The organism is Mesotoga sp. H07.pep.5.3 (assembly GCF_002752615.1).
Lineage (GTDB): Bacteria > Thermotogota > Thermotogae > Petrotogales > Kosmotogaceae > Mesotoga > Mesotoga prima.
In genome coordinates this window covers 72,175-84,539 of record NZ_AYTV01000021.1, presented here as the reverse complement: position 1 = coordinate 84,539, position 12,365 = coordinate 72,175, and the positions used below count along the sequence as shown (strand labels likewise).

The 12,365-nt window shown below is 46.3% G+C and carries 10 protein-coding genes; 8 read left to right on the top strand and 2 right to left on the bottom strand.

Going from position 1 to position 12,365, the window contains the following annotated elements:
• Positions 1-433: 433 nt before the first annotated feature.
• Positions 434-1,603, bottom strand: coding sequence for a TraB/GumN family protein (locus tag V513_RS08435; RefSeq protein WP_099772382.1), 1,170 nt, complete (start codon positions 1,601-1,603; stop codon positions 434-436).
• A gap of 117 nt (positions 1,604-1,720) precedes the next feature.
• On the opposite strand from V513_RS08435, the gene V513_RS08430 reads away from it, so the two are divergent.
• Positions 1,721-2,680 carry a GNAT family N-acetyltransferase gene (locus V513_RS08430; protein ID WP_099772381.1) on the top strand — a complete coding sequence of 320 codons (960 nt, stop codon included), beginning with the start codon at positions 1,721-1,723 and terminating at the stop codon, positions 2,678-2,680.
• A 1,253-nt stretch (positions 2,681-3,933) separates the two neighbouring features.
• Here V513_RS08430 and V513_RS08420 read toward each other — a convergent pair.
• Complete coding sequence (locus V513_RS08420; protein WP_099772379.1) at positions 3,934-4,869, bottom strand: alpha/beta hydrolase; 936 nt, start codon at positions 4,867-4,869, stop codon at positions 3,934-3,936.
• Between the two features lie 67 nt (positions 4,870-4,936).
• Between V513_RS08420 and V513_RS08415 the strand changes: the two genes are divergently transcribed.
• The 7 genes from V513_RS08415 (at position 4,937) to V513_RS08385 (ending at position 12,364) form a co-directional block, all read left to right on the top strand.
• Positions 4,937-6,118 carry a DUF401 family protein gene (locus V513_RS08415; RefSeq protein ID WP_099772378.1) on the top strand — a complete coding sequence of 394 codons (1,182 nt, stop codon included), beginning with the start codon at positions 4,937-4,939 and terminating at the stop codon, positions 6,116-6,118.
• Positions 6,119-6,166: 48 nt separating this feature from the next.
• Positions 6,167-7,315 (top strand): ABC transporter ATP-binding protein, encoded by a 1,149-nt coding sequence (locus V513_RS08410; RefSeq protein WP_041928324.1) that lies wholly within the window; start codon positions 6,167-6,169, stop codon positions 7,313-7,315.
• On the top strand, positions 7,296-8,189 hold the full coding sequence (locus V513_RS08405; protein WP_373561613.1) for an ABC transporter permease: 894 nt from the start codon (positions 7,296-7,298) through the stop codon (positions 8,187-8,189). The genes V513_RS08410 and V513_RS08405 overlap by 20 nt, the downstream gene beginning before the upstream one ends.
• Positions 8,189-8,977 (top strand): ABC transporter permease, encoded by a 789-nt coding sequence (locus tag V513_RS08400; RefSeq protein ID WP_014731887.1) that lies wholly within the window; start codon positions 8,189-8,191, stop codon positions 8,975-8,977. The genes V513_RS08405 and V513_RS08400 overlap by 1 nt, the downstream gene beginning before the upstream one ends.
• A 15-nt stretch (positions 8,978-8,992) precedes the next feature.
• Positions 8,993-10,006, top strand: coding sequence for an extracellular solute-binding protein (locus V513_RS08395; protein ID WP_099772504.1), 1,014 nt, complete (start codon positions 8,993-8,995; stop codon positions 10,004-10,006).
• Between the two features lie 149 nt (positions 10,007-10,155).
• Positions 10,156-11,106, top strand: a complete 951-nt coding sequence (locus V513_RS08390) for an AAA family ATPase (RefSeq protein ID WP_014731885.1) — start codon at positions 10,156-10,158, stop codon at positions 11,104-11,106.
• Positions 11,093-12,364: a DUF58 domain-containing protein gene (locus V513_RS08385; RefSeq protein ID WP_099772376.1), complete on the top strand. Its 1,272-nt coding sequence runs from the start codon at positions 11,093-11,095 to the stop codon at positions 12,362-12,364. The genes V513_RS08390 and V513_RS08385 overlap by 14 nt, the downstream gene beginning before the upstream one ends.
• Position 12,365 lies beyond the last annotated feature (1 nt).

Sequence of the window (12,365 nt, the reverse complement as noted above, 5' to 3'; positions counted from 1 at the left end):
TATAGAACGAAAAATCAGTGTGTTTGATTGTCGATACTGAAGTAATCCATGCTTCACGAAGAAGCTAATGTATTTGCAAGATTATTATATTACATTCATATGCAAAATCAGAAGAACAAATAGGCCCGATTTACGGTGTCTTTGCCAGATAAAACCAGCCCTGTTACTTTGTCTTTCTATAACTCCTTATTGTGCGAGAATACTTCATGAAATAGCTTTTCGATAACGCTGAGAAGTTCATTTTCCAGCTTTGGAACATTGCATAAATACTTATTATTCCTCTTTCAATGACTTGATAATTTCTTGTTATCCAGATTCTTGGTCTCAAGACCTGAAATACCAATCTATCCGACAATATTGACCAAACTCAAATAATTCGAGTTCCTCACCTTGATTCAATTAATTAGTACGATATGATAGCACTTTCGTGCTACTACCCGAAGAAAGACTTGATGAAAATTCTAACTACTTCGGCTCCCCCAATGAAAGTGCCTACACTGCTTCCAACGTTCGCGAATACCACAATCAGAAGGATTTTCGTGACTCTGTTTCTCCAAAAACCCTTGAAGGAGTTTACATCTTCGTTCAGGTTCTCAAAATCCGAGACCTTGGGCTTTCTTACGATCGCTTCCACAAGTCCGGCAAACCATCCCGCAGCCAGAAGCGGATTCAATGAGCTTACAGGGGCAACAAAGAACGCCGTCAGTATAGAGAGAGGGTGACCAAAAGCTATAAGAGTTCCTAGAGCAGAAAGCGATCCATTCCACAGGATCCAGCTTAGAATCTGATCAAACCCTGCATCGCGATTCACTATTAACGTTGAAACAATCAAGGCGATGATCGCTATCGAGATCGTCCAGCCGATTATCTTACCGGTCTTCTTCTTCGGAGGGATCTTCGTGAGTGCAACAAGATCCTGATCCTCTTTTATGGCCTCTTTCAAACCCGGGACATGCCCGGCACCAACTACGGCGACGACTTTCTTTCCCGGAGCCGTCTTGATCTTCTGGGCGAGATACTTGTCCCTTTCGTCAATCAATGGCTCCTTGAGCTGAGGAAAGGACTTGGCAAGCTCACTGAGCGCAGAGGTCAGCATATCCCCCGACTTCATTTTCTCGAGATCTTCTTCTGTTATCTTCTCATCGCTGAAGATAGACAAAACTAGAGTGAAGAAGAGTTTCGTCTTTCCCCAGAAGCCAAGATTTCCCCATATTCTTGCGAAAGTGACCTGAATATCTCTATCTGCAAGAACAAGCTCCGCTCCTATCTCTTTTGCCGACTCAATAGCCTGCAGCATCTCCTGTCCTGCCTGAATTCCTATTTGTTTTGCCATTCTCTTTTGATAAGAGGAAAGTATAAGGTTAGCTAGCAGAAGAAAAGACTTCTTCTCTTTAACTACCTTTGCGATATCGGTCTTCTTCCATTTATCATTATCCTGTATTGATTGGTACCGGGAGTTGCACAGTTCTATTGCAACGGAATCGGGTTTTTCCTCTTCGATAATCGCCTTCACTTCTTCGGCGCTGTTCTTTGATACGTGAGCGGTACCGATAATTATCAATTCTTTGTCATCAAGCATTATTTTGTGTACTGTCTCGGACAACGAAATCACCCTTTCGATTTGACTATCAAATTCTATTTAATCACAATCTTGCACCCAACTCTTCTTTGTGAGATTATCAATTATATAGCTGATTAGATATTCATGGGAGGTGTTCTCTTGAGCAATCCCGCACGAGCAGAAATCGAAGACCTACAAGGGATGGTTGACCTTGCATCTCTTGTCTTCAAAAGTGAAATGGGAAAGATCTTTCCTGTGCTGTTTTCAGAAGAGAATGTGGAAAACATGACGATCGTTAAGGAGGGGGGAAGACCGGTGTCGATGATCGGCTTACTCCCTAGGGAAATCTCTTTCTTCGGACACAGAATGAAGGTCGGTCTCATCGGTTCAGTATGCACTCACCCGGACTACCGTGGGAAGAACTACGGAGCCGTGACTCTTGCGAAGGCCGAAGAACATGCAATAGATATGGGCTTGTCACTACTCATAATTTCTGGAGGCAGAGGCCTGTACCAGCGGTTCGGAGCGGTCAGACCGCCAGGCACGAAGAGGATTCTCGTGAAGCCGGGAAGAACGGCATCTATGAGGGAAGCGAAAATTTCAGACATTGGTAAGATTCTCGATCTTTACAGAATGAAACCCCTGAGATACATAAGGAACTTCACAGATTTTGAGAAAACCTTCTCAACGGGTTACGCGGAGGCACGTAAGGCAAAAACGTACTTGAGTGAAAAGGCATACATTACCGTTGTCGAGAGAGAAGACAATCATTACGTGACTGAATACGGCGGAGGCAGCAAAGACGTAATCTCATTGACAAGGGGCTTCATCGAGAAACTCGGACTCAAGGGATGCATAATCGTCGCCGAAAGACACTTCAAGGCAGAGGAGAGCCTTCCGATCGAGTTTCCCGGCACCGCAAAAATTATATCTAAGAGAAGCTTCTTGGATCAAATGGAGGGCTACTTCACGGAGATTATGCCTTCAGAAGACTATGACAGATTCATAGAGACCGTTGAAAGACTGTCATTGGCGGAATTCAACCAGGAAGTCTTTTGCTGCAGCAAATTCAAAGGACTGCCTCTTTCTCTTCCAAACTACGGATTTGATTACATTTGAAAACAGACGGCCAGTTCAGCCTCGCGCAGAGGACAGTTTGGAGTTGTCAGTTCCAAGTTGCAAGCTCTAGGCGCAAAGAAGAATAAAAGACTAGACGCAGGGCGCCGAAGAACACCGGCGGACGCAAAGTTGCCTTCGGCAGGAGGCGAGGCCGACTACATCGGGAAGTGAGGCTTGCTGGCGCGAGGAAGTAATGCTGGGAAAATCATCCCAGGAAGTGATGCCCGGAAAAGCGTCCGGGGAAGTGAGGTTGCTACGCAGGAAGCGATGCTGGCGCTTACGCGCCAGGATGCAAGAAACAAAGAAATAGAGGTTTGGGAGCGAGATCCTTTGCAGAACCCCTGTACGCTTATGAAAAACCGTTTTTCGTCAACGGTCCTCCGTTTCCGCCAAGAAGCGTCGGTTCTTCGTTCTGACGCTGCGCGTCCAGGTTCTTCGTTCTTGGATAAGATCGAAACCTAGATCCCGAAACAAGTTCGGGATGACAGAGTGAGGGACTTCCACAAACCGATGTCAGGATAACTTTCTCAGTTGCATTGAAACCCTGAATTGATTGCCGGTTCTCTTTACGAGACCCCAGACCCTGTAATCGATACTCTGCCCTTCGTGTCTGAACTCGCTTTAGCATCTCTATCCTAAGAATCGCTGTACGCTTAAGAGCAAAAACCCGCTGGTCGCTGCAAAGAGCCGTCCTTCGTCCCAAACCATGAACCCGTCCTTCGGGAAGACTGTTTCTTCGTACCAACGCTGCGCGTCCAGGTTCTTCGTTCTTGGAACAGATCCCGGATCAAGTTCGAGATGACCCTGAACAGGAGATTTTCAGTGCAGGTTCATTGGGGCAGGCTCTACAGTGACAGTTCAGGATTATTCCGAAAACGCCACATATCGTCATGCTTAAGTAAGAGCTGTCCTTGATCCAAGAACACATACCTGTCCTTCGGGAAGAACGGTTCCTCATTCCGACGCTGCGCGTCCAGGTTCTTCGTTCTTGGATAAGATCGAAACCTTGATCCCTAAACAAGTTCGGGATGACAGAGTGAGGGACTTCCACAAACCGATGTCAGGATAACTTTCTAAGTTACAGTAAAACCGTGAATTGATGAGCCGGTTCTCTTTACGAGACCCCAGACCCGTTTTGTTAAGCTTTTTTACTGCAACTTGGAACTGCATCTTGCAACTAATTTTCTGCTCTGACCACTGGCCTCTATCCTCGATCCTCGCGCGTGTGCGCGACCGCGGAGGATACGCGCGTTTTAGAGAACACTCTTCCCTTTACATTTTCTTTCGAAGAAATCGATAGAACCCTTCAATATCGTCTTTTTGAACAATATGGAGGTAAGATGGCCGGAAGGCATCCAGCGAAGAGTAGCATCTGGAAGCATTTCGGCGAGTTCTCTCGTAGAAGGTCTGGGAATGAAAATATCGAAAAGAGCTCCAGTTAAGAGAGTGGGACACCTGACAAACTTTGCGTAAGTCAGGGGGTCGTATTCGAAGCACGAGATCGGAGCACTCCCGATTTCGATTTCAGGCTTCTGTAGTGAGTTCAAGAACTTTCTGTAATCTACTTCGTGCAATTTACGGCATTTCTCTCTATTACAGGATCCGTCTTCTTCGTACTTGACCCTCATTACTCCGGTCACAAAGCTTTTCCAGGTAATGTGATAGAAATTGCCTCCGGTTACAACAAGCGACAATCCACTCACGGAAGGTTCAAGCGCTGCGGTAATGACCGCGATAAAACCCCCGAAGCTGTAGCCCATGAGGAAGTAGGGTGGGGAGCACTCACGCTTGACGTAGTTTAAAGCAGTCAAACCATCCACAACGGCGTTTTCAAACCTTTCTCTTAGAACATCCGTCCTGGGATCCAGAAACAACTCCCCCGATTTGTGGCCGGCGGGAGTTCTTTCGAAATGAAAGGGTAGTATCATCATGGCACCGGTGTAACCGTGTTTCGCGAGGTTTTCCGGGAACCACCTGAGATAATCTAGATTATTCTCTCCCCTTCCATGAAAAAAAAGCACCGTCCCTTTTCTGCCCCCTTCGTAAAGGTACAGAGGGATGCTGCCATTCTCCGGATATTCGCCTGGATAATTCGACTTGAGAACGATCTTAGAACCTTTGCTTGTTTCCAATCTCTCAATAATCTCGGGGTGATCGGAATAACGCTTTGCAAAAATCTCCTTCTCCATTTACATCTACCTCTATAAAAGTATATAATAATTCGATAAGCTAACCTGTACCTTCTGGGAGGAACGGATGAATACTTTAGCGGTCGCAATTGCAATCGTCGTTTTGATTGTATCTCTAAAATTCTTTAAGGACATCTCTTTGTCACTCCTCTTTTCAGTGATATCTTTGGGTATTGTTCTTCTCATTCCACCTGCAGACTATTTCAACGCTTTTGCCAAAGAGGTGAGCGACTGGGAATTCTGGAAGGTAATCATCACTGTTTTCTCCATATACTTGATGGGTGAAACGATGGACAAGAGCGGCAATTCTTCAAGATTTGTAAGAGCCGTTGAAAGTCTTTTTCCCGAGCCAAGAGTCTCGATTGCGTTGATGCCTGCGATAATCGGACTCCTTCCGATGCCTGGCGGGGCAATGTTCTCCGCGCCCATGGTTAAAGATCTAGCAAAATCCGACCCCACTATTTCAAATGAAGACGGCCTTGTCTTCAACTACTGGTTCAGGCACGCAATGGAGTTCTTCTGGCCTCTGTACCCTGCTCTGGTTATTGCATCTGGCATATCCAGGATAAGACTCAATACGCTTGTCCTTTGGCTAATGCCCATAGGCGTTGTCGCTTTGGTTACCGGATATTTACTGATGATTCGAAAGCCGATCAAGATCAGATACAGTCGCTCGGCGTTAAAAGAGCTTTTGATTAGCGCCTGGCCGATAATCGCAGTTATCATACTGGTGATACTTAATCAGCCGGGCTGGCTGTCCGTCCTCGGGACATCGGTAGTCTATTTGCTTCTCAATAAGAACAAGAAAAAGGTGCTATTAGCGGCTCTCAAATACAAGACGTTTATCTTGCTTTTAACTGTCTTCTTTTACAAAGACCTTGTTGAAATCGCAGAAGTTCCGCAATCTATGGGCAGCGAACTTATCGCCTGGTCGATACCGCCCCTGACTCTGGTAATTCTTCTTCCGTTCCTAATGGGATTCATGACGGGGGTAACTCAGGCCGGGGTAGGTCTCAGTCTTCCGTTAATTCTCAGTATGGGTAACGGTTATGGTACACTTGCTACAACGATTCTCGCTTACACGTTCGCAGTTGTTGGAGTTCTGGTTTCGCCGGTCCACCTCTGTCTCGTTTTGACGAGCGAATACTTTAAAGTCGAGTATCCGAGAATCATAAAGAGGATATCGGTGGTCACTTTGCTCTCGGTTGCGGCCGGCATTGTCGTCTTTGTGCTACTTAAGTCAACTTGAATTAACACAACTGAAGACCCAAAAGGCTATACTGTTCTTGCTCTAACGATGACTGGAGGTGAGAATGAATTGAAAGAGTACTCCGTTGTCCTTTCGAACGTGACCAAGATCTTCGACGATTCTTTCACTGCTGTGGACAACGTTTCTCTTACGATAGAACAGGGCGAGTTCTTCTCTCTTCTGGGTCCCTCCGGTTGTGGGAAGACTACGATACTAAGAATGATCGCCGGATTTGAGGACCCCACCTTCGGAAACATAACTCTCAACGGAAAGAACATTATCGGTACACCCCCAAACGAAAGGGAAGTCAATACTGTTTTTCAGAACTACGCACTCTTTCCTCATCTAAATGTATTCGAGAACATTGCGTTCAGCCTTAGACTGAGAAGAGAGCCAGAGGATCAGGTCAGGCGTAAGGTCAAGGAAATGATAGAGCTTACGCGTCTCAATGGCCACGTTGAGAAAATGCCTTCCCAGCTCTCCGGAGGTCAGAAACAGCGAGTGGCAATTGCAAGGGCCCTTGTGGGGAGACCGACAGTGTTGCTTCTCGATGAACCCCTTGCGGCTCTCGACGCGAAACTAAGGCAACACATGCTGGTAGAGCTAGACACGATTCATGATGAAGTGGGCATAACATTTATTTATGTAACTCACGATCAAAGTGAAGCTATGTCGATTTCCGATCATGTGGCCGTCATGAATGAGGGGGAGATCATACAGCTTGGAACACCCTTCGAAGTCTACGAGAGTCCAGTAAACGCCTTTGTAGCCAACTTCATAGGAGAAACTAACTTCTTCACAGGGAATGTCGTGAAAGTAGAAGACGAGTACTTCCTGCTGGACACCGAGAAATTTGGAGAGATCTGGTTCTACAAAGATATGGAAGTGATAGAGGGGCAGGAAATTCAGGTATCGTTGAGACCTGAGAAGGTTAAGGTTACTAGGGATATGCCGGTCGCTCCCGAAGGTGTCAAGTTGAATGTGCTGAAGGGCGTCGTCGACGAGACTATCTACCTTGGGAATCAGACGAAGTACACGGTAGCTATTGGCCAATCATATCTAAAGGCGTTCAAGCAACACGTTAGATACTTGTTCGATGAAGTAATCATCACGTGGAAAGACGATGTCTATGTCTGGTGGTTTGCCGATGACAGTTATGTATTAAGAGAGACAGGCGGTGTTCCTGTTGAAGAGTAAGCGGAATCTGACCGGATTTCTGATCTCCATGCCCGGGGTCCTGTGGCTTACCGTTTTCTTTTTGATTCCATATTTGATAATCATACTGTACAGCTTTCTCACTCCGGGAATATATGGAGGAGTAGAACTTCCCTTCACACTCGCTGCATACACCAGAATGCTCGGCAGTGCTGGATACTGGCAGATACTCTGGAAGACCGTGTGGATATCTCTTGTCTCAACAGTCATATGTCTGGGAATTGGACTGCCAACTGCCTATTTCATAGCTACCTCGAAGAGAAGCAATATCCTTTTAACCCTCATAATCGTCCCATTCTGGACGAATTTCCTTGTGCGGATATTCGGGTGGATGGTTATTCTTGGAAGAAATGGGGTTATTAACTCGTTTTTACAGTTCATCGGTTTCGATAGACCCTTGACGCTCATGTATACGCCGGGTTCAGTAATACTTGTCATATCCTATATGTATCTTCCGTACATGATACTACCGCTTTACAGCGCGATAGAAAAGTTCGACTTCAGTCTCGTAGAAGCCGCCATGGATCTAGGTGCAAAGAGAACCGAGGCGATAATGAAGGTTCTTATCCCTTCGATCAGAGGGGGGATCATAGCAGGAATAATCCTGGTATTCATACCTGCCCTCGGTTCTTACGCTATCCCCGACCTTGTGGGTGGGACCGACGGAGCGATGTTGGGAAACCTAATTGCCAAACAGCTGACGGCGGCAAGGAACTGGCCCTCCTCTTCTGCGATTTCGATGATATTTCTGTTGATCTCCACTCTGGGTCTCCTCGTTTATATGAGAATAAACAAAGTCCAGACCAAGAGACGGCTTACCGTTCGCGAAAGTTATATGAACGAGGAGGAGATTTGATGGAGACGAAAAAGGTAATCGGGAAGCGCAGATTCTCTATGACCATAGCCACTCTGGCCTTCGTCTTTCTATACCTGCCGATTATCGCTCTAGTTCTACTGTCGTTCAACAGCTCCAGACAGGGTGTTTCGTGGACGGGCTTCACTTTGAAGTGGTATTCTGAGCTGTTCAGACAGGCCGATGTGTGGAGAGCCTTTCTCAACACAGTCATCATAGCTTTTTCGTCGTCCCTTGTGGCGACAGCTATAGGAACCTTTTCGGCAATGGCCCTCTACTGGTATCAGTCAAGGTTGAAAGGCTACCTCGGCATACTGGTTTATACGCCCCTCATAATCCCGGACATTTTAATGGGTGTATCGATGCTGATATTCTTCGTTGCAATAGGCATTCCATTAGGTCTTTTCACGATTTTCATAGCGCATGTAACCTTTTGTGTCTCATATGTCACGGTGACGGTGATGACCAGACTGGAGGACTTCGACTATTCTGTGGTCGAGGCGGCAAGAGATCTGGGCGCGAAGACCAATCAGGTCTTCAGAAAAGTGATTCTTCCGATGATAATGCCAGGGATAATGGCAGGCTTTCTGCTGAGTCTGACATTGTCGATAGACGATTTTGTCATTACCTTTTTTGTTGCCGGTCCGGGATCTACCACTTTACCTTTAAAGATCTTTTCAATGATAAAGTTCGGGGTTTCCCCGGTAATAAATGCGCTTTCGACTCTGCTCCTGGTTGGGACTCTATTTATCTCTTTCTTTGGAAGCAGATTCAGGAAGCTAATCTTTTAGGAGGTGGAACAATTGATGAAGAAACTGACAATCGTAGGTGCCATACTTTTCGTTTCCGTGCTCACACTAGGTCAGGGAAATCTCATAATCTACGGTTGGTCGGACTACATTCCCAGTGAGGTTATTGAAGCCTTTTCGCAGGAGTATGGCATAAATGTGACTTACGACAGCTACGATTCGAACGAGACAATGTTCGCCAAGATCAAGGCCGGAGCACGAGGATACGATCTTGCAATGCCCTCTGCAGATTACACCAGCATAATGATCAAGGAAGATATGCTCATTCCGATAGACAAATCTCTGATACCCAATCTGGTCAATATCGATCCCTCTGTCATTGAGCAGATGTACTACGATCCCGAAAACACATACAGCATTCCCTACATGGTAGGAACTACGGGAATTGCAGTCAATACGAAGTACGTAGAGAGCTATCCTAGGTCTTGGAAGATCTTTGAACTGCCCCAGTTCAAGGGAATGATGTCGTTGCTGGACGACATGAGAGAGGTCTTCGGAGCGGCACTCAAGTTTCTTGGTTACTCGGTAAACACAACAGACACGGCTGAGCTCCAGGCGGCAAAGGAACTAATACTTACCTGGAAGGAAAACATTGCGAAATTCGACAGTGAACTCTTCGCTAAGGGCGTGTTATCCGGGGAATTCTGGGTTGTGCACGGCTACGGAGAAAACATCTTCTACGAGGCGACCGAAGAGGAGCTCGAGGACATCGATTTCTTCATTCCGGTTGAAGGCAGCACTTTGTGGATCGACAGTTTTGTAATCCTGAAGGGGGCCAAAAATATCGATAACGCCCACTTGTTCATCAACTACATATTGAGGCCGGATGTTGCCGCAAAGATTTCTGATTATCTTCTCTTACCTTCACCGAATGTACCGGCAAGAGAACTTATGGAAGAAGAACCTGTCTACTCTGCCAAAGAGATGGAAAATACAGAACTGATAAAGGACCTTGGAGAGGATCTTAGAATCTACAACTCTCTGTGGAACGAGATTCGGTTCGGCCTTTAGTATAGAGCCTAACAAGGCAATCAGAGCTCGTTCAAAAAAACGCGTCTCCTAGAAGAGATGCGTTTTTCTTTGAAAGTTGGAAGGGTTTGCGAGCATTTGTTTGCATGTGTTACACTTCTACAGGCTGCAGACTTCCTAAGAGGTGAAAGATGGTTTCTATTGGAGAATTCGGAAGCAAGATCAAGGAGAATATTTCCAGGGTAATCGTTGGAAAGGAAAAGACTATAGAGAGGGTACTGGCCGTTCTGATAAGCGGTGGACACGTCTTGATAAACGACGTGCCGGGCGTGGGTAAGACCATGCTGGCGAGAAGCCTGGCGATTTCTCTCGGGCTGGAATTCAACAGATTGCAGTGCACTCCGGACCTTCTGCCTGGTGATGTAACCGGCATAAGTATTCTCAACCTCAAGACAAACGAGTTCAACTTCAGAAAGGGTCCAATCTTCACCCAGATTCTTCTCGTAGATGAAATAAACAGAACGACCCCAAGAACGCAGTCCGCTCTTCTCGAGGCGATGGCCGAGAGACAGGTTACAGTTGACGGAAGGAGTTTCCAGATGGAGAAACCCTTCTTCGTAATTGCCACTCAAAACCCGGTCGAGTTTGAAGGAACGTTTCCGCTTCCCGAGGCGCAGCTTGATAGATTCTCCATCTCCCTAACGATGGGATATCCCGATGAGCAAAGCGAAAGAAAACTTCTAAAGGGAATCTCCGACGAACATCCCATAACTTCTCTAAAGCCAGTATCCGGTCAGGACGAACTCGATTCCGTTCTAAAGCAGGTCAAGGAAGTAGAAATAGAAGACTCCGTTCTCCAATACATTATCTCCATCGTAAACGAGACCAGAAGCCACCGAGACATACAGCTTGGCGTAAGTCCAAGGGGATCGATCGCCCTTATGGAAACGGCCAGGGCCCTTGCAGGTATCAGGGGCAGAAGATTCGTCATTCCCGATGATGTCAAGGAAACGGCCTGCGATATTCTTTCCCACAGAATAATAATCAAGCCTGAAGCCCGGCTTATGAGAAGGACTAACAGGGATGTAATAAACGAAATAGTCGAATCTCTCCCAATACCGATCAATAATGAAAAGACTTGAGCTGGAGGAGATAAGATCTCGAAAAGGACCGCTCATAATTGCGACGGGCTTCTCTGTCGGTTGGTCTCTTTTCTTTTTCAATGTTTATTCGGCAATGTTTTTGACCCTCTCTGCGGTTGTATGGATTTACTACAATCTTTCTAAACTCATCCTGAAAAATCTTACAATAGATCGCTCCGTTGATAGAGAAAGGCTCTTTCCGGGCGAAACCCTTACTCTCGTTCACAATATTCGTAGGGTACCTTTCATCTCTCTCAGTCTCACTGTAATCCCTGTCATTAGAGCCGAGAGAGAGTACGCAGCATCAAGAGAGAGTTCGATCTCCCTTTCCTCTACCGAGGACAGCAGAGTAGAATCCAAGGTGGTTTTCAGAAGACGTGGCGAGAAAGATCTTTCGAGACTAATCGTTGCCTGCAGAGATCCGCTGGGACTCTTTTCTCACAGCGCCACGTATTATACGCCTCAATCGGTACTTGTACTTCCCAAAGTGATGGATCTTGAAACCTTTCCTCTAAGGTTAAGAGAACTACTTCCCGGAAGAGAGAGCGACTTCAGACTGATGGAAGATCCCATTGACTTCAAAGGAATAAAAGAATACGAGAGAGAATCTTTGAACAGGATACACTGGAACGCCTCGGCAAAACTCGGAAAGCTAATGAGTAAGGAATTTGGATACACTGCCGTGAGCAAAACAGTTCTCTATCTGGATCTGAATCTTTCGAGAGAGGTCTTTGCCCGTGATGTCTGGGAAAGGATAAGGATAGATTACGAAGAGATAGCCGTTCAGCTTGCCCTAGGTCTAATAAGGCTTTCCTACAGATCCGGAGGAAGTATACGACTGGTAAGCGTGGGAGAAGAGGTATTGAGATTGAGCGATCGGGGAAGAGACTGGATAGACTTCGCCGAAGCCCTTTCAAATACAAAGGGTATCGATCATGGATCTCAGCTATGCGAAATAATTGAAGACGACCTTGAACAGTTCGATCCCTCGACAACTGTTGTCCTAATATCGCTATATCTCGGCGAGGAGATTCTGCCCCAACTCTTGAGGGCAAGGTCTCACGCCAGTAGAGTCGTAGTCCTTATAATACCGTTCAGTCCCAGAGAACCGTGGATGAAGAGAAACGTATCTTATCAGATGCTTCCGAAAACGATCGATGAGCTTAAGAAACGCGCGGCCTTCCTCGAAGAAGAGCAGATAATCGTACGAGTGGTCGGAGACGACCAGTCGATTCAGGAGGTGCTTCTAGATCTCTAAA

Coding starts and splice junctions, on each gene's coding strand:
- V513_RS08420 (WP_099772379.1), bottom strand. CDS start 4,869: ATGGAGAAGGAGATTTTTGCAAAGCGTTATTCCGATCACCCCGAGATT.
- V513_RS08415 (WP_099772378.1), top strand. CDS start 4,937: ATGAATACTTTAGCGGTCGCAATTGCAATCGTCGTTTTGATTGTATCT.
- V513_RS08410 (WP_041928324.1), top strand. CDS start 6,167: ATGACTGGAGGTGAGAATGAATTGAAAGAGTACTCCGTTGTCCTTTCG.
- V513_RS08400 (WP_014731887.1), top strand. CDS start 8,189: ATGGAGACGAAAAAGGTAATCGGGAAGCGCAGATTCTCTATGACCATA.
- V513_RS08395 (WP_099772504.1), top strand. CDS start 8,993: ATGAAGAAACTGACAATCGTAGGTGCCATACTTTTCGTTTCCGTGCTC.
- V513_RS08390 (WP_014731885.1), top strand. CDS start 10,156: ATGGTTTCTATTGGAGAATTCGGAAGCAAGATCAAGGAGAATATTTCC.
- V513_RS08385 (WP_099772376.1), top strand. CDS start 11,093: ATGAAAAGACTTGAGCTGGAGGAGATAAGATCTCGAAAAGGACCGCTC.